General features: G+C 72.0%; 17 protein-coding genes and 1 pseudogene. 7 read left to right on the forward strand and 11 right to left on the reverse strand.

Features of this window, described 5'->3' with window-relative positions; all coding sequences use genetic code 11:
- Positions 1-8: 8 nt before the first annotated feature.
- Both FPV26_RS03000 and FPV26_RS03005 read right to left on the reverse strand, forming a co-directional pair.
- Positions 9-440, reverse strand: coding sequence for an NfeD family protein (locus FPV26_RS03000; protein ID WP_147652228.1), 432 nt, complete (start codon positions 438-440; stop codon positions 9-11).
- A gap of 12 nt (positions 441-452) precedes the next feature.
- A complete protein-coding gene (locus FPV26_RS03005) occupies positions 453-1,397 on the reverse strand; it encodes an SPFH domain-containing protein (RefSeq protein WP_147652303.1) in 945 nt (314 codons plus the stop codon).
- 101 nt (positions 1,398-1,498) lie between these two features.
- On the opposite strand from FPV26_RS03005, the gene moaB reads away from it, so the two are divergent.
- Entirely contained in the window at positions 1,499-2,017 is a 519-nt protein-coding gene (moaB, locus tag FPV26_RS03010) for a molybdenum cofactor biosynthesis protein B (RefSeq protein ID WP_147652229.1), read from the forward strand.
- Positions 2,018-2,021: 4 nt separating this feature from the next.
- A complete protein-coding gene (locus FPV26_RS03015; protein ID WP_147652230.1) occupies positions 2,022-2,369 on the forward strand; it encodes a helix-turn-helix domain-containing protein in 348 nt (115 codons plus the stop codon).
- Here FPV26_RS03015 and FPV26_RS03020 read toward each other — a convergent pair.
- The 3 genes from FPV26_RS03020 to FPV26_RS03030 are packed head-to-tail and all read right to left on the reverse strand — an operon-like array spanning position 2,366 to position 4,468.
- Positions 2,366-2,635: an acylphosphatase gene (locus tag FPV26_RS03020; protein WP_147652231.1), complete on the reverse strand. Its 270-nt coding sequence runs from the start codon at positions 2,633-2,635 to the stop codon at positions 2,366-2,368. The two genes, FPV26_RS03015 and FPV26_RS03020, sit on opposite strands and share 4 nt — an antisense overlap.
- Before the next feature lies 1 nt (position 2,636).
- Entirely contained in the window at positions 2,637-3,206 is a 570-nt protein-coding gene (locus FPV26_RS03025) for a TlpA family protein disulfide reductase (protein WP_425473038.1), read from the reverse strand.
- On the reverse strand, positions 3,203-4,468 hold the full coding sequence (locus FPV26_RS03030; RefSeq protein WP_147652305.1) for a YihY family inner membrane protein: 1,266 nt from the start codon (positions 4,466-4,468) through the stop codon (positions 3,203-3,205). Before FPV26_RS03030 ends, FPV26_RS03025 begins: the two co-directional genes overlap by 4 nt.
- Positions 4,469-4,523: 55 nt before the next feature.
- On the opposite strand from FPV26_RS03030, the gene wrbA reads away from it, so the two are divergent.
- Genes wrbA through FPV26_RS03045 form a run of 3 tightly spaced genes read left to right on the forward strand, consistent with a single transcriptional unit; the run spans position 4,524 to position 5,979 of the window.
- On the forward strand, positions 4,524-5,114 hold the full coding sequence (gene wrbA, locus FPV26_RS03035; protein ID WP_147652232.1) for an NAD(P)H:quinone oxidoreductase: 591 nt from the start codon (positions 4,524-4,526) through the stop codon (positions 5,112-5,114).
- Positions 5,111-5,443 carry a DUF2069 domain-containing protein gene (locus tag FPV26_RS03040; RefSeq protein ID WP_147652233.1) on the forward strand — a complete coding sequence of 111 codons (333 nt, stop codon included), beginning with the start codon at positions 5,111-5,113 and terminating at the stop codon, positions 5,441-5,443. Before wrbA ends, FPV26_RS03040 begins: the two co-directional genes overlap by 4 nt.
- Positions 5,444-5,490: 47 nt before the next feature.
- On the forward strand, positions 5,491-5,979 hold the full coding sequence (locus FPV26_RS03045; RefSeq protein WP_147652234.1) for an asparaginase domain-containing protein: 489 nt from the start codon (positions 5,491-5,493) through the stop codon (positions 5,977-5,979).
- Positions 5,980-6,053: 74 nt separating this feature from the next.
- Here FPV26_RS03045 and FPV26_RS12810 read toward each other — a convergent pair whose 3' ends face one another.
- The 3 genes and pseudogenes from FPV26_RS12810 to FPV26_RS03055 form a co-directional block, all read right to left on the reverse strand.
- The gene (locus FPV26_RS12810) at positions 6,054-6,344 is read right to left on the reverse strand and encodes a proprotein convertase P-domain-containing protein (RefSeq protein ID WP_246109193.1); all 291 of its coding nucleotides are present in this window, start codon (positions 6,342-6,344) and stop codon (positions 6,054-6,056) included.
- 63 nt (positions 6,345-6,407) lie between these two features.
- Positions 6,408-8,129: pseudogene (locus FPV26_RS03050) on the reverse strand (S8 family peptidase); the annotation flags it as partial.
- Positions 8,130-8,387: 258 nt separating this feature from the next.
- The gene (locus FPV26_RS03055; protein WP_147652236.1) at positions 8,388-10,289 is read right to left on the reverse strand and encodes a S8 family serine peptidase; all 1,902 of its coding nucleotides are present in this window, start codon (positions 10,287-10,289) and stop codon (positions 8,388-8,390) included.
- 731 nt (positions 10,290-11,020) lie between these two features.
- Between FPV26_RS03055 and FPV26_RS03060 the strand changes: the two genes are divergently transcribed.
- Positions 11,021-13,903, forward strand: a complete 2,883-nt coding sequence (locus FPV26_RS03060; RefSeq protein WP_147652237.1) for a winged helix-turn-helix domain-containing protein — start codon at positions 11,021-11,023, stop codon at positions 13,901-13,903.
- 22 nt (positions 13,904-13,925) lie between these two features.
- On the opposite strand, the gene sufT is transcribed toward FPV26_RS03060, so the two are convergent.
- Positions 13,926-14,477, reverse strand: coding sequence for a putative Fe-S cluster assembly protein SufT (sufT, locus tag FPV26_RS03065; protein ID WP_147652238.1), 552 nt, complete (start codon positions 14,475-14,477; stop codon positions 13,926-13,928).
- A gap of 74 nt (positions 14,478-14,551) precedes the next feature.
- Between sufT and FPV26_RS03070 the strand changes: the two genes are divergently transcribed.
- Positions 14,552-14,983, forward strand: a complete 432-nt coding sequence (locus FPV26_RS03070) for a hypothetical protein (protein ID WP_246109186.1) — start codon at positions 14,552-14,554, stop codon at positions 14,981-14,983.
- A gap of 3 nt (positions 14,984-14,986) precedes the next feature.
- Here FPV26_RS03070 and FPV26_RS03075 read toward each other — a convergent pair whose 3' ends face one another.
- Together FPV26_RS03075 and FPV26_RS03080 are read right to left on the reverse strand one after the other, a co-directional pair.
- The gene (locus FPV26_RS03075) at positions 14,987-16,378 is read right to left on the reverse strand and encodes an NAD(P)(+) transhydrogenase (Re/Si-specific) subunit beta (RefSeq protein ID WP_147652239.1); all 1,392 of its coding nucleotides are present in this window, start codon (positions 16,376-16,378) and stop codon (positions 14,987-14,989) included.
- Positions 16,375-16,674 (reverse strand): NAD(P) transhydrogenase subunit alpha part 2, encoded by a 300-nt coding sequence (locus FPV26_RS03080; protein WP_147652240.1) that lies wholly within the window; start codon positions 16,672-16,674, stop codon positions 16,375-16,377. The genes FPV26_RS03075 and FPV26_RS03080 overlap by 4 nt, the downstream gene beginning before the upstream one ends.
- Positions 16,675-16,741 lie beyond the last annotated feature (67 nt).

A 16,741-nucleotide genomic window follows, 5' to 3' on the forward strand; every position in this document is an offset into this window, starting at 1 on the left:
GCGCCGGCTCAGGCCGGTTCCACCCGCAGCGAGGCGCCTTCCACGCCCACGATGCGCACGCGCGCGCCGGCCGGCAGGTCCGGGCCGAGCGCGACCCAGAACGCGTCGCCGATCTTGAGCCGGCCGCGGCCGTCCACGATCGCCGACTCCAGCGGATGCACCTCCCCCACCAGCTGTTCGCCGCGGCGGTTGAGCAGCGGCTGCGTGCTGGCGCCCTGCGGATGGCGCTGCTTGTAGCGCCACCCGATCCACACCGACACCAGCGACAGCAGCGCGAACAGCATCCACTGCGCCGGATACGACATCGGCACCAGCATCTCGACCAGCGCGGTGCCGACCGCGGCGAAGCCGAGCCAGAGCATGAACGTGCCGGGCAACAGCGCCTCGAGCGCGAACAGGGCCAGCGCCACGCCCCACCAGAACCACGGCGATGCCATCATCGGCGCCTCCACTCAGGCCTTGGGCGCGGCCGGCGCCGGCTTGGCCGCCGCCGTCCTGTCCTGCACCGCCTTGGCCAGCTCGGCGATGCCGCCCAGCGCACCGAGCACGCCGGTGGCCTCCACCGGCAGCAGCAACAGCTTCTGGTTCGGCGAGCCGGCGAACTCCTTCAGCGCCTCGACGTACTTCTGCGCGACGAAGTAGTTGATCGCCTGCACGTCGCCCTTCGCGATCGCGTCGGAGACCATCTGCGTGGCCTTGGCCTCGGCCTCGGCCAGGCGTTCGCGCGCCTCGGCCTCGCGGAACGCGGCCTCCTTCTTGCCTTCGGCCTCCAGGATCGCGGCCTGCTTGTCGCCCTCGGCGCGCAGGATCTCGGACTGGCGGTGCCCTTCCGCCTCGAGGATGCTGGCGCGCTTGTCGCGCTCGGCCTTCATCTGCCGCGCCATCGCCTCGACCAGGTCGCGCGGCGGCTGGATGTCCTTGAGCTCGATGCGGTTGACCTTCAGCCCCCACGGATGGGTGGCCTGGTCCACCGCCATCAGCACCTTGGCGTTGATCTCGTCGCGCTTGGACAGCGATTCGTCCAGGTCCATCGAGCCGATCGCGGTGCGGATGTTGGTCATCACCAGGTTCAGGATCGCGAGCTCGAGGTTGGCCACCTCGTAGGCCGCCTTGGCCGCGTCCAGCACCTGGAAGTAGACCACGCCGTCCACCTTCACCACGGCGTTGTCCTTGGTGATGACGTCCTGGCTCGGCACATCCATCACCTGCTCCATCATGTTGAGCTTGCGGCCGATGCTGTCGATCCACGGCACGATGAAGCCCAGGCCCGGCGACAGGGTGTGGGTGTAGCGGCCGAACCGCTCCACCGTCCATTCGTAACCCTGCGGCACCACGCGCACGCCCTTGAGCACGGTGACGAGCGCGAACAGCAGCAGCACGCCGACGAAGATCTCCATGGTTCCCCCTTGCATGCGGCGCCCTCCGGCCGCTGGGGAATGGTAGCGCGGGCCGGGGCCCTGGCCGACAATGGCCCGCACCGCCGCCACCGCTCCGGACCATGCACGCCGCCGACGACTTCCAGCCGCTCTCGCTCGCCGTGCTGACCGTCTCCGACACGCGCACAGCCGCCGACGACACCTCCGGCGACTACCTCGCCGCCGCCGCGGCCGAGGCCGGCCACCGCGTGGTCGCACGCGCGCTGCTGCCGGACGACAAGTACCGGCTGCGCGCGCAGGTGGCGCAGTGGATCGCCGATCCGGCGGTGGACGGGATCCTGGTCACCGGCGGCACCGGCTTCACCGGCCGCGACTCCACGCCCGAGGCGCTGCTGCCGCTGCTGGACAAGGAGATGCCGGGCTTCGGCGAGCTGTTCCGCGCGCTGAGCTACGCCGAGATCGGCACCAGCACGCTGCAGTCGCGCGCCTTCGCCGGGCTGGCCAACGGCACGTTCCTGTTCGCGCTGCCGGGTTCGACCTCGGCCTGCCGCACCGCGTGGGAGCAGATCATCCGCGCCCAGCTCGACGCGCGCACCCGTCCCTGCAACCTGGCCCGGCTGCGGCCGCGGCTGAAGGAGTGAGACGATGCCGATCGACACCACCCTGCGCCTGCTGGCCCGTGCCCGCGGCATGAGCGCGGCCGAACTCGCCGCCGCGATCCCGCGCGCCGGCGCCGACACCGTCGCCGCCTGGCTGCGCGGCGAGAAGCTGCCCGGCCGCCAGCAGCTCGCCGCGCTCGCCCGCACCCTGGGCGTGCCGGCCGGGGCGCTGCTGGCCGAACTCGCGCACACCCTCGACCCCGCGCGCACGCCGGGCGAACACCGCCTGCTCGCCGCCTACCGCGCGCTGACGCCGAAGCAGCAGGGCGCGCTGCTGGAGGTGGCGTGCGCGATGGCGGGGCAGCGCCCGACGCGCGCGCGCCGAAGCCGTTAGCCGGTGACGAAGCCGGGCCCGGCCTCGGCCGCGTCGGCTTGCTCGCGTTCGACCGCGGTCACCCGCGCCAGCGGCGGCCCGTGCCACAGCCAGCGCTCGAGCGCGGCGATCGCTGCCTCGCTCCCCACCGCCAGCACCTCGACGCTGCCGTCGGGCAGGTTGCGGGCATGGCCGCACAGGCCCAGCGGCACGGCCTGGGCCCGGGTCGCGGCGCGGAAGCTCACGCCCTGCACGCGGCCGCGGACGCGGAAACGCGCGGCCGCCACCTCAGCCGGCCTCCGCCGCCGGGCCGCCGGCGGCGGCGATCGCGTTCTCCAGGTCGGCCGCGGTCACCGGGCCGAGGAACCGCTTCGCCACACGGCCGTCGGGCGCGATCAGGTACGTCATCGGCAACCCGCGCGGCGTGTCGAAGTCGGCCGGCGGCGCGTACACGTCCACGATCGCCACCGGGTACACCACCGGATGTTCCTGCAGGAACGCGCGCATCGCCCCGGCGTCGATCTCCTCGTAGGCCAGGCCGACCACCTCGATGTGCTCGTGCATCGCATCCAGCGCGGACAGCTCGGGCATCTCCTTCAGGCACGGCGAGCACCAGGTGGCCCAGAAGTTGACCACCACCCACTTGCCGCGGCGGTCGGCCAAGTCCCAGGGCTTGCCGTCGAGCGTGGTGACGCGCAGCGCGGGGCGCTCGGGCTTCGCCGCCTCGGCCTGCGGCGGTGCGGCCGGCGCCGGCGCCGCTGCCGCCGGTTCCTGCTCCGGCGCGCGCTCCCCGCATCCGGCCAGGGCCAGCGCCGCCGCGGCCAGCCACGCCATCGCTCGCTTCGTCATCGCGCTCATGCTCCGTTGTCGTAGATCGAGGATACGCGCCGCTTGAGCAGCTCGCGCAGCGGCAGCCGCAGTTCGTCGAACGCGGCCATCGCCTGCCGCCCGAGCGGATCGTCGCGCGCCGGCAGGTGCGCCTCGGCGACCGGGATGCGCAGCTGGCAGGCTTCGTACAGCTCGGCCAAGGTGAGGTCGTCGAGGTCGCGCGCCAGCAGCCATTCGCCCGACTCGGCCCGACGCAGCAACCCGATCGCGTTGAGCTGGGCCAGCATGTGCTGCACCAGCGCGTCGGTCATGATCGGCTCCAGGCGCTCGATCTCGTCGCTATGCAGGCCCTCGCCCCTCTCGCGCGCCTGGGCGAAGCGGCCGAGCATGCGCAGCAGCGCGTACAGCTCGTAGCCGATCGGCAGGCGCAGCGCGGCGGGCTGGTAGCGGAATTCGGAGATCGCCGAGGCGAACGAGGCGCCGAGCAGGACCGCCACCCAGCCCAGGAACACCCACACCAGGAAGATCGGCACGAACGCCAGCGTGCCGTAGATCCGGTTGTAGCTGCCGAAGCCGGCGATGAAGCTGCCCAGCCCCCACTTCACCCCTTCCAGCAGCAGCACCGCGATCAGCGCGCCGGCGAACGCGTGCCGCCAGTGCACGGTGCGGTGCGGCACCACCTTGTAGATCGCGGCGAACGCGGCCAGCTCGATGAACAGCGGCGCCCCCTGCAGCAGCAGGTGCTCGAGCAGGCGGCCCGGCGGCGTCTCGAACAGCGCCAGCGCGAACAGGCGGGTGGACAGCGCCATGCTGGTCGCCGCGACCAGCGCGCCGAGGGTGAACACCGTCCAGTACACCAGGAAGCGGGTGAAGCGCGGCCGCGGCGCCTTGACCCGCCAGATCCGGTTGAAGGTGGCCTCGACGCTGGTCAGGGTGATCAGCAGCGACAGCACCAGGGCGATGATGCCGGCGGCGGTGAGCTGGCCGGCATTGGCCGAGAACTGGCGCAGGTAGGTCTCCACCGCGCGCGCCGAACTGGGTACGAAGTTGGAGAAGATGTAGTCGCTCAGCGCCACGCTCCAGCGCTCGTACACCGGGAACGCCGAGAGCACGCCGAACACGACGATGGACAGCGGCACCAGGGCGAACACCGTGGTGTAGGCCAGGGCGCCGGCGGCCTGGAACAGGTTGTCGTCGAGGAAGCGCCGCCACAGGAAGCGGAAGAAGGTGCCGGCCCGGGCGCGATCGCGCAGGCGTTCGCTCCAGCGATGGAACGTGTCGAGCGGCTGCATGGCGCGGCAAGCGTAACCGATGGCGGGGAAAAGGGGGTCGAGGTACATTGCGCCCATGCCCGAGATCCTGGTGCTCTACTACAGCCGCGGCGGTTCGGTGGCGCGCCTGGCGCGGCATGTCGCGCGCGGCGTCGGCGAGGTCGCGGGCATGGACGCGCGGCTGCGCACGGTGCCGCCGGTGGCGCCGGTGACCCAGGTCGCCGCGCCGCCGGTGCCCGAGGAGGGCGCACCCTACGCGACGGTGCAGGACCTGCTCGACTGCGCCGGCCTGGTGCTCGGCAGCCCGACCCGTTTCGGCAACATGGCCGCGCCGCTCAAGCACTTCCTCGACGGGCTCGGCAGCGAATGGGCGAGCGGCGCGCTGGTCGGCAAGCCGGCCGGGGTGTTCACCTCCACCGCGACCATGCACGGCGGCCAGGAGAGCACCCTGCTGTCCATGATGCTGCCGCTGCTGCACCACGGCTGCGTGATCGCCGGCATCCCCTACACCGAGCCTGCGCTCAACACCACCCGCAGCGGCGGCACGCCCTACGGCGCGAGCCACGTGTCCGGGCTGCAGGACGATCCGCAGCCGAGCGACGAGGAAGCCGCGCTCGCGCGCGCGCTCGGCCGGCGCATCGCCACGCTCGCCGCGAGGCTGGCATGAGCGCCCCGGTCCGCGTGCTGGTCGCCGCCCTGCTCGCGCTCGCCGCGTTGTACGCGTTCTGGTTCGCCACCGATCCCGACCCGCTGGCCGCCCTGCTGGTGTTCGCCGCACCGCCGGCCTTGCTCGCGCTCGCGGCCTGGGCCGGCTGGCGCCGCGCGCCGTTCCTAGCCGGGGTGCTGGCGCTGGGATGGTTCAGCCACGGGGTAATGACCGCCTGGGCCCACCCGGATCGCGCCGGGCTGGCCTGGGGCTCGATCGCGCTGGCGCTGGCGGTGGTGTTCGCCTCCGCCTGGCCCGGCCTGCGCGCCCGCTTCGGCCGGCGGGATTGAGCCGCGGCCGTATAATTCCGCGCCCGTCCGCGCCGAGCCGCAACGCCATGCAGGAACTCCTCGTCGTCACCACCGGCGGCACCATCGACAAGGTCTATTTCGACGACAAGTCGGACTACCAGGTCGGCGAGCCGCAGATCGCGCGCATCCTCGAGGAGCTCGGCGTCGCCTTCCGCTTCACCGTGATCCCGCTGCTGCGCAAGGACTCGCTGTACATCACCGACGCCGACCGCGAGCTGCTGCGCGCCACCATCGCCGCGCAGCCGATGCGCCACGTGCTGGTCACCCACGGCACCGACACCATGGTGGAGACGGCCAAGGTGCTGGCCGGCATCCCAGGCAAGACCATCGTCCTGACCGGCGCGCTCAACCCCGCGCGCTTCCGCGGCTCCGACGCCGAATTCAACATCGGCACCGCGGTCGGCGCGGTGCAATCGCTGCCGCCGGGCGTGTACATCGCCATGAACGGCCGCGTCTGGGATCCGCACAAGGTGCGCAAGAACATCGCCGCGAACCGCTTCGAACCGCTCGCCTGAGCCGGCGGCGCCGGAAGAAAAAAGCCCCGGCGCAAGGCCGGGGCCCGGGACGGACAGGGATCGTCCCGCAAGGATCAGAAGGTGATGCTCCAGCTGTTGATGTAGCCGGTGTCGCCGCCCGCGTTGTCGTTCACGCGCAGCTTCCAGGTGCCGTTCAGGGCCTCGCTCGACAGGTTCACCGTGTAGGTCTGGTTGATGTTGTCGGCGCTGCCGCCGCTGCGGTTGTGCAGCACGTAGATCGAGCCGTCCGGGGCGATCAGATCCACCTTCAGGTCGCCGATGTAGGTGTGCACGATGTTGACCGCCACCGGCACGCTGCTGCCGGCGTTGCCGCTGCGGCCGGACACCGTGATCGGGCTCTCCACCGTGGCGTTGTCGCTGATGGTGTAGTCGGCCGAGTTGGTGTAGGTCTGGGCCGTGCCGGTGGAATAGCTGCCGGTCAGGCTGACCCCGGAGTAGCTCGAGTAGGCCTTGACCCGCACGTAGTAGGTGCCGGCCTGGGCGGTGGCGATGTTGCAGGTCTCGTTGTTGCCGCTGAGGTACGGGCGGCAATCGTACGAGGTGTCGGTCGGCGCGCTGCCGAACTTCACGTAGAGGTCGGCGTCACCGGTGCCACCGGAGATCGTGAACTTCAGGTTCGACGCGCCCGCGGGAACGGTCATCGTGTAGTTCAGCGAGTTGCCGGTGGTCGCCGCCAGGCCGGTCTTGGGCACGCCGTTGCTGAGCACGGTGTCGCCGCCGCCACCACCGCCGCCGTTGGTCGCGTCGAGCACGGCCTTGGCGTTGAGGATGCCCGGGCCGATCGGCTGCGACGGCGTCGACGGGAACGGCGTGACGTTGGCCTTGATCAGCGCCTCGACCTCGGCCGGGGTCTTGGGCGTGGTGGCATGGGCCTGGATCAGCGCGACCACGCCGGCCACGTGCGGCGTGGCCATCGAGGTGCCGTTGTAGGAGGCGTAGCTCTCGGCGCCGGGCGTGGTGGTGCCGGCGTTGAGCGTGGACATGATGTTCGAACCCGGCGCGGCGATGTCGATGCCGGTGCCGTAGTTGGAGAAGCTCGAACGGGCGCCGGTGCTGGTGATCGAGGCCACCGCGATCACGTTGTTGCAGTTGGCCGGGCGGGCGTTGGAGACGTTGGTGTTGTCGTTGCCCGCCGCCACCACCACCGTGGTGCCGCGGCTCACCGCGCCGTCGATCGCGGCCTGGTAGGTGGTGCCGCAGGCGCCGCTGCCGCCCAGGCTCATGTTGATCACCTCGGCCGGGTTGGCGTTGGCCGGCACGCCGCTGACGGTGCCACCCGAGGCCCAGGTGATCGCGTCGGCGATGTCGGAGAGCATGCCGCCGCACTTGCCCAGCACGCGCGCGTGCACGATCCGGGCGTTGTGCGCGGTGCCGGCCACGCCCTTGGCGTTGTTGGTCAACGCGGCGACGGTGCCGGCGACGTGGGTGCCGTGCCAGCTCGAGTTCGAGGCCGGGTGGGTGTAGCCGCACTCGTTGGCGGCGACCCAGTCGCCCTCGTCCTGCGGATTGCTGTCGCGGCCGTTGCCATCGCGCGCGGCGGTGGCGTCGGAGATGAAGTCGTAGCCCGGAAGGGTATTGCTGTTGAGGTCGCTGTGGTTGGTGCTGCCGGTGTCAATCACCGCCACCACCACGCCGGTGCCGGTGGAGATGTCCCAGGCCTGCTCGGCCTTGATGCCGTAGGTGCCGTTGAACCCCCACTGCTGGCTGTAGTTGGTGTCGTTCGGGGTCAGCGCCGGGTACATGCGCGCGTCCACCTCCACGTACTCGACGTTCGGATCGGCGGCGATCTGCCGCATCAGCGCCTCGGCCTCGACCCGGTCGAGCTTGCGGTCGGCCTTGACCACGTCGGCGCCGATCCCCATGCGGCGCAGGTGGCCGAGCGCCACCGCCCGGCCGCCGACCTTGGCCGCCGCAGCGCGGTTCAGCGCGCCCCGGGCCTGGGCCACGTCGGCGCGCTGCGGCGTGCCCTCGCGGTAGCGGACGATGAAGCGGTCGTGGGTAGCGGCCGAGTCCAGGCCGGCGGTCTCGACCCGGCCGGCGAAGGCCGGGGCGGCGAGCGTGCACAGCGCGACCGAGGTCGCCACGGCGAGCGCATGCAGGCGCATGCAGCGGTTGCTTGCAACGGACATCAGATTCCCCTGGAAATGACGAATGATTGAGAGGGAGCCCGCCGGCAGACGGGCCTTGCTCGTGCACTGCCTGGTGGGCGGCCGGCAGCGCGGCCGCGCGTCCCTGCGACGCCGCGGACCGTGCCCCCTGCACTGTCCGCGATCGGCGCCCTGGCTGGTCAGGCCATGTCCGCGCCGCCTGCGCGGCGGCTGCGACCCCTGCAACAAATCGGGCCCCGGCATCCTGCCGGGGCCCGTCTCCTTCCTGGAGAACGACGCTCAGAAGGTGATGCTCCAGCTGTCAATGTAGCCCGTGTCGCCGGAGTACACATCGCGCACGCGCAGCTTCCAGGTGCCGTTCAGCGCCTCGCTCGACAGGTTCACCGTGTAGGTGGCGATCACGTTGTCCGCGCTGTCGGAGCTGCTGCTGTTCTTCAGCTGGTACAGCGAGCCGTCCGGCGCGACCAGGTCAATCACCAGGTCGCCGCGGTAGGTGTGCTTGATGTCCACCGCCACCTGCGCGTTCGACGGCGCGTTGCCGCTGCGGCCGGAGACCGAGATCGGGCTCTCGACCGTGCTGTTGTCGTTGATGGTGTAGTTGTTGGGGTTGGTGTAGGTCTGCACGCAATTGCTCGTGCAGGGCTCGGTGTAGCTGCCGGTCAGGCTCACGCCGCTGAAGCTGGTGTAGGCGTGCAGGCTGACGTACCAGGTGCCGGCCTGCGGCGTGGTGAAGCTGCAGGTTTCCTCGTTGCCGCTCTTGTACGGCCGGCAGTCGTAGGAGCTGCTGGTCGGCTGCGAGCCGAACTTGACGTACAGATCGGCGTCGCCAGAACCGCCGGTGATGACGAACTTCAGGTTGCTCGCCCCCGACGGCACCGACATGGTGTAGTGCAGCCAGTTGCCCTGGCTCGCCGACAGGTTGGAGACCGTTACGCCGTTGCTGAGCTCATTGCTCGGCGGCGGGGGCGGCGGGCTGCTGGTGAAGAAGGAGTACAGCAGCCGGTTCGGCGAGCCGGTGCCCGCGCTGGTGACCTTGTTCGGCGTGGCGGCGTTGATGATCGCGTTGGTCACCTGGGACGGGGTCGCCGACGGATTGGCCGCCAGGTACAGCGCGGCCACGCCGGCCACGTGCGGCGAGGCCATCGAGGTGCCGCTGATGGTGTTGGTGGCGGTGTCGCCGGTGGACCAGGCCGAGGTGATGGACGAGCCCGGGGCGAAGATGTCCAGGCACGAGCCGTAGTTGGAGAACGACGAACGCGCGTCGGTGTTGGTGGTGGAACCGACAGTGATCGCCGAGGCCGCGCGCGCCGGCGAGTAGTTGCAGGCGTTGCTGTTGTCGTTGCCCGCGGCCACCACCACGGTGACGCCGGCGTTGGTCATGCGCGTGACCGCGTCGTCCACCGCGGTGGATGCGCCGCCACCCAGGCTCATGTTGGCCACGGCCGGCTTGACGTGGTTCGAGGCGACCCAATCCATGCCGGCGATCACGCCCGAATTGGTGCCCGAGCCGTTGCAGTCGAGCACCCGCACCGGATGCAGGGTCACGCCCTTGGCCACACCCCAGGTCGCGCCGCCGACGGTGCCGGCGACGTGGGTGCCGTGGCCATTGCAGTCGGAAGTGCCGTTGCCGTCGCTGATCGCGGTGTAGCCGTTGCCGATCCGGCCGCCGAAGTCGGTGTGGCTGGCGCGGATGCCGGTGTCAATGATGTAGGCATGCACTCCGGACGCGGTGGTGTCGTAGGTGTAGGTGCCGCTCAGCGGCAGGTCGCGCTGGTCAATGCGATCCAGGCCCCAGGTGGCGTTGTTCTGGGTCGCGGTCGCCCGGACGTAGCCGTCCTCCTCGACGTAGGCGACGCGGTCGTCGGCGAGCAGGCGGGCGAGCGCGGCGTCGTCGGCGCGGACCACGAAGCCGCGCAGGGCGTGCTCGAAGCTGCGCATGACGTTGGCGCGATGGGCGCGGGCGATCTCCTGCGCGACGGTGGCCACGCGCGGGCGCTGCGAGCGCTCGCTGGCCAGGCTGGCCACCTCCTCCTTGAGGACCACGATGTACTGGCCCTTGACCGGCTGACGGGCCACGCGCAGGTCGGCGGCCTCGGCAGGGAGTGCGAAGGCCGCGGTGGCGAGCGCGACGGCAGTGGCGGCGGCGAGCAGGTGCTGCCGGGTGCGGTGCTGGATGGACATTCCGGTGAAACCCCCGAGTCGAATGGAAAGGTTGTCCGCGCCGGGTCGCGGCGCGGACGGGCTCGAACGACGGTGGTGCCCGCACCGCGTCCCGCGAGGGCCGCGATGCGGCGACGGCGGCCTGCCGGGCGGCATCGCTGCCTCCCCTTCCCCGGCCCGCCGGCCGTCTCCCCACCCCGGCGGCAGCGCCGGGCGCATCCCCCATGCGCCCCGGAACCGCGCCCCCGGAATGGGGGAGGTCGCGTGGCGACCTTCCTTCCCGCCACGACGACCGTCACCTCCCTGTCCCGGCGCGTCCTGCACCGGCGATCCCGGAACCCCGGCGGCCTCACGGCCCGAGCCGCGGTACCGCCCCTGTCCTACGCGCGCTCCGGCGCGTCCGCCAATCCGCAATTTCCCTCAGCGGGCCCCGTCGGAGGCCCCGCCGCGGAAGGTCAGGAAACGATCCGGAAGCGGCAGTCCTTCCCGCAGAACCGCTGGCGGCGCGGATCGGACCGCCGCCTGCGTCACGGTTTAGTGACCGGACGGTGTCCGTGGCTTCTTGCTGGCTCTCAAATCTTTCTCAAATGGCGGGAAAAGTTTGAATTCGGTCACAGTTCCGAAATGACGCCCCCTCCATTCCCGCGCTATGCGACCGGGGCGCCGTACGCTTGCCGTTCAAGCTCCCCCCTGTGCGGTCCGCGAGGGGTTGCTCCACGCGGCACCCGGGGCCATCGGCCCGAGACTCCGCCTTGCCCGACGTCACGCGCACGCCCTGGCCTGCGGACACCCGGCATCTCCGGGTCGGGGACGTGCGCGTGGACCTGCGCTACCGCCGTGTCTCCCATCCCGAGGGCGAGACCGAACTGCCGCAGCGCATGTTCGAGCTGCTGCTGGTGTTCCTGGCCGAGCCGCAGGTGCTGCACACCCGGGCCGCGCTGTTCCAGCGCGTCTGGCCGGGCGTGATCGTCGAGGACGCCAACCTCTCGCAGAGCGTGTGGATGCTGCGCAAGGCGCTGGGCGAGACGCGCAAGCACTGGATCCGCACCGTCGCCAAGAGCGGCTACGTCTTCGAGCCGCCGACGCCGGTGACGGCGGACGCCCCCGCTGCGCCGCGGCCGTCGGCGCCCCCCGCACCGGTACCGGCGCCGGCGCCCGAACCGGCGGGCCCGGAACCCGCGGCGGCGGCCGGCATCGCCGCCCCGCCCGCCGCGCACCGGACACGCCCGCCACGCCGTTGGCGCTGGGCGGGCGCCGCCGCCTTCGCCCTGCTTGCCGCCGGCCTGGCGGCCTGGTGGTACCCCGGCCGCGAACGCCCCTCTGCGGCCGCGGCACCGACGCTCACGCTGACCCTGGTGACCGCCGAGGACGCCGCCGCCCCGCATGAGGTGCGCTGGCCGCTGCGACTGCTGCACGCCTGGCTGGAGTGGAAGCTGGGCAGCCTGCCGGAGGTCAACCTGGTGCCCGAGTCGAGTCTGGCCACCAACGCCGGCGCGACTCCGCCCCAGGTGGTGCTGCTCGCGGCCAGCGTCGTGCCCGGCCAGCCCCGCCGGGTTTCGTTGCTGGCCCGCTTCGAGGCGGGTGGACACGAACACCGACTGAGCCGCGAGGGCGATGCCACGCAAATGCCGGCGCTGGTGGATTCGCTCAGCCGCGAGGTGCTCGTGCAGCTGCTGCCGGCGCGCGCGGAGGAACCCTGGCCGGCGCTGGAGATCGGCGCGGATGCCGGTCGCCGCTACGCCGACGCGCGCGACGCGCTCAAGCGCCGCGACTGGGCCGAGAGCGCGGAGATCCTGCGCGAGGTGGTGGGCAGGGCGCCGCGCTTCGGCCTGGCCCGGATGGAACTGGCGCGGTCGTATTCGCGCCTGGCCCTGGCCGCGCCGGCGGTGGAACAGATGGAGGCCGCGCTGGAGCTGCTGGCACCGGTGCCGAAGGACGTGGCGCAGGCCCTGCATGCCTACCGGCTCGCGGTGGATCCGCGCCGCGAGGCCGCGGCCGTGGCCGCCTATGCCGAGCTCGCCCGCCGCCATCCCGGCAAGTCCGCCTGGACGCTCGACCACGCGCGTCTGCTCGCGCGCACCGGGCAATTGCAGCAGGCGTTGGCGATCCTGTCGCAGCCGCGCTGGCAGAGCGAGCCGGTCGGGCAGCAGATCGCGCGCCTGCTGACCCTGGGGGAGGTGCACCTGGGCCTGGGCGATTCGGTCAGCGCGCGCCGCGACGCACGCGCCGCCGACCAGCTCGCGCGCGAGGCCGGCCCCGGCTGGGTGCTGGAACGCGCCTCGGCCTCGCTGCTGTTGGCCCAGGCCGACGCGTTCGAACACGAAGGCTTCGGCGACCTGTCCGGTTTCGAACGCGCCGCGCGCCAGTTCGAAGCCGCCGGCGACCACACCGATGCCCTCTACGCGCGCTTCCTGGCCGAGACCCTGCGCCCGGGCAAGGGGCCGAACCCGCGCCTGGACGCGCTGCTGGTGCAGGCGCGCGAGGGCGGCTACCACTGGCTCGAGGTGCAGATCCTGCGCATGGAGGCATTCCGCCATTACCGCGAAGGCGACATGGCGCAGTACCGGGCGCGGCTGGAGCAGGCATTGGCCACCGCGCGCGCCTCCGGCGACACCCAGAGCCAGCAGTACCTGGAGTTCGACCTGCTCAACGAGGACCTGCTGCGGGCCAACTTCGCCAGTGCCGAACGGCGAATCGCGCGCCTGCGCGCGGCCGACCCGCACGGCGAGAACGCGCTGTGGATAGACCAGTTCGTGTCGGCGCTGGCCGGCATCCGCGGCCGCTACGCGCAGGCCGAGAGCACGCTCGACCGGCATCTGCGCAACGACGGCGACGGCCGCCCGCGCCTGACCGCCGCCACCGAACGCCTGGCCTGCGTCAAGGGCGAGCTGCGCCTGGTGCGCGGCGATCTCACCGGCGCACGCCGTTACGCCGCGCTGTGCGCCGAGTCGGCGCAGCCGAGCACGCGCCTGCAGGCCCTGCTGACCCGCGCCGGCGTCGAACTGATGGCCGGCGACCGCCAACGCGCCGGCCGCCTGCTCGACGCTGCGGAAACCGAGACCGCGCAGTTGCCGGACGGACCCGACCGCTGGGCCTACGCCATGCAGTTGGCGACCCTGCTCACCCGCATCGGCGCGCTCGACCGCGCCCAGGCCCTGTATGCCGCGGCGCGCACCCCTGTCCGGCATGCCGGGTACGCCTGGCTGACCGCCAACATCGAGACCGGGCTGGCCGAAGTCGCCGCCGCGCGCGGCGACTGGCCCGCCAGCCGCACCCATCTGGCCGCCGCCCGCCATGGCCTGCCGCGCGATGCCTGGCTGCTGACCAACCGTCTCGACGTGGTCGAAGCCGCGATGGCCCACGCCACCGGCGAGCAGGCCCGGGCCACGACCCGCCTGGCCGCGGTGCACGCGCAGGCGCACCGCCTGGGCGATGTCATCAGCCAGCTCGAAACCCACAGTCTGGCCGCACGCGGCGTGGACGTACCCGGTTGCGGCGAGGCTGAGCGCACCGCGCTCGAGGCCCGCACCGGCCTGCGCGGCGCGACCCTGGCCTGGCTCACCGGCGCCTCCGGCGCGGACAGCGCCGAACTGCGGCTGGCCGCGGCACCGGCGGAATCGGCCGCGCGCAAATGACCACCCGCGCGACGGCGCGGCGTCAGAACATCCCGGTCTCGAGCCGCGCCGCCTCGGACATCATGCTGCGGTTCCAGGGCGGGTCGAACACCAGCTCGACGTCGGCCTCGGCCACGGTCGGGATCAGCTCGAGCTTGCTGCGCACGTCGTCCACCAGGATCTCGCCCATGCCGCAGGCCGGCGCGGTCAGGGTCATGCGCACCTCGACCAGGCGCTGGCCGTCCTCGCGCCGACGCAGGCCGACCTCGTACACCAGGCCCAGGTCCACGATGTTGATCGGGATCTCGGGGTCGAAGCAGGTGCGCAACTGGCGCCAGACCAGCTTCTCCACGTCCTCGTCGCTCGCGCCCTCGGGCAGTTGCAGCGGCTCGGGCGGCTCCTTGCCGATCGCGTCGGCATCGCGCCCGGCGATGCGGAACAGGTTGCCCTCGACGAACACGGTCCAGCTGCCACCGAGCGCCTGGGTGATGTAGCCGACGCTGCCGGCGGGCAGGGTCACCTGCTCGCCCTGCGGAACCAGGACGGCGGCGCAGTCGCGCTCGAAACGGACGGGTTCGCTGCTGCGGGAATACATGACGGGAAGATGCGGGCACCGCAGCGCGGGACAAGATGCGATTTTAAGCCCCGCGCGCCGGCTATGCTGTCCGGATGCCCAACGCCCGACCGAATCCGGCACCCCATCGCACCCTGCCCCTGTTCGCGCTCGCACTGCTGCTGCTCGGCAGCGGCGGCGTGGCCGCGGCGTGGGTGGCGGTGGCCATGCTCTCCGGCCACCAGGCCGCGTGGATGGCGGTGGTGGCGGCGCTGGACGCGGCCTGGCTGCTGCGCCTGGCCGGCGTGCCGCGCGGCTGGCCGCGCCCGCTCGCGGCGGTGGCGGCGACCGGCCTGGCGATCGCGCTGGCGCACTGGTGGATCGTCGCCGCGCAGGTCGGCGGGCCGCTCGGCCTGGATTTCCTCGAAACCCTGCAGCGCCTCGGCCCGTCCCTGACCTGGACCCTCGCGCAGCTGGCCACCGACGTGCCCGGCGACGTGCTGTGGTACCTCGCGGCGCTGGCCGTGGCCGTGATCGCCGCGCGCTGAAGCTCAGTGCCCGCCGCCGTCGAGCGCCTTGAGCTCGGCGACCAGCGCCGCCGCCATCTCCGCGCCGTCGCCGTAGAGCATGCGCGTGTTGTCGGCGTAGAACAGCGCGTTCTCGATCCCGGCGAAGCCGGTGCCCTTGCCGCGCTTGATCACCACCACGTTCTTCGCGTTCACCACGTCCAGGATCGGCATGCCGTAGATCGGCGAGGACGGGTCGGTCTTCGCCACCGGGTTGACCACGTCGTTGGCGCCGATCACCAGCGCCACGTCGGTGTTGGCGAACTCGGGGTTGATGTCGTCCATGTCCGCGATCAGGTCGTAGGGCACGCCGGCCTCGGCCAGCAGCACGTTCATGTGCCCGGGCATGCGCCCGGCCACCGGGTGGATCGCGAACTTCACCTTCACCCCGCGCTCGAGCAGCTTCTGCGCCAGCTCCCAGATCTTGTGCTGCGCCTGCGCCACCGCCATGCCGTAGCCGGGCACCACCACCACCCGCTCGGCATAGGCCATCATCGCCGCCACGTCGCCGGCCTCGATCGGCTTCTGCGCGCCCTGGATCTCCTGCGCCTGCCCGCCGCCGCCGAAGCTGCCGAACAGCACGTTGCGCAGCGGCCGGTTCATCGCCCTGGCCATCAGCTGGGTGAGCAGCGTGCCGGCGGCGCCGACCATCGTGCCGGCGATGATCAGCGCCTCGTTGCCGAGCACGTAGCCCTCGAACGCCACCGCCAGGCCGGTCAGCGCGTTGTACAGCGAGATCACCACCGGCATGTCCGCGCCGCCGATCGGCAGCGTCATCAGCACACCGAGCGCGAGCGCGGCGAGGAAGAAGGCCACGATCGCCGGCACGCCGAGCGCGTGCACCACCATCCCGCCCAGCGCGAGCGCGAGCGCGAACACCGCGCCGTTGAACAGTTGCTGGCCCGGGAACACGTAGCGCTTGTCCATGCGTCCGTCGAGCTTGGCCCAGGCGACCACCGAGCCCGACAGCGAGACCGCGCCGATCAGCGCGCCGAGCGTGGCCAGCACCACGGCGGCCAGGGACGGCGCGCGCCCTTCGGCCGAGAACCGCAGCAGCTCCACCGCGCCGATCGCCGCCGCCGAACCGCCGCCCATGCCGTTGTACAGCGCGACCATCTGCGGCATGTCGGTGATCGGCACGCGCTTGCCCGAGACCCACGCCAGCACCGTGCCCAGCACCAGCGCGAGCACGATCAGGCCGAGGTTGTGCAGCCCCGGCAGCGCGAACGTGGCCACGGTGGCGATCAGCATGCCGGCGCCGGCCCACTGGATGCCGCTGCGCGCGGTGCGCGGCGAGGCCATGCGCTGCAGGCCGAGCAGGAACAGGGTGGCGGCGACGAAGTAGCTGGCCTTGGCCAGGGTGGGCAGCCAGCTCATGCCTGGCCTCCGGGCCGCTTCGACGACTTGAACATCTCCAGCATGCGCTCGGTGACCACGTAGCCGCCGGCGGCGTTGCCGGCGCCGAGCAGCACGGCGAGGAAGCCGATCGCCTTCTCCAGCGTGGAGTCGGCGTGCCCCAGCACCACCATCGCGCCGATCAGGACGATGCCGTGGATGAAGTTGCTGCCCGACATCAGCGGCGTGTGCAGGATCACCGGCACGCGGGCGATGATCACGTGGCCCGCGATCGCCGCGAGCATGAAGATGTACAGCGCCACGAATCCGTCGGTCATGCGCGGGCTCCCCAGGTCGCGTCCGCCCCATCATAACGAGCCCTGAACGCGGCCGTGGCGCGGTCAA

Origin of the sequence: Vulcaniibacterium gelatinicum, from assembly GCF_008033445.1 — a bacterium.
In the GTDB taxonomy this organism is placed as follows: domain Bacteria; phylum Pseudomonadota; class Gammaproteobacteria; order Xanthomonadales; family Xanthomonadaceae; genus Vulcaniibacterium_B; species Vulcaniibacterium_B gelatinicum.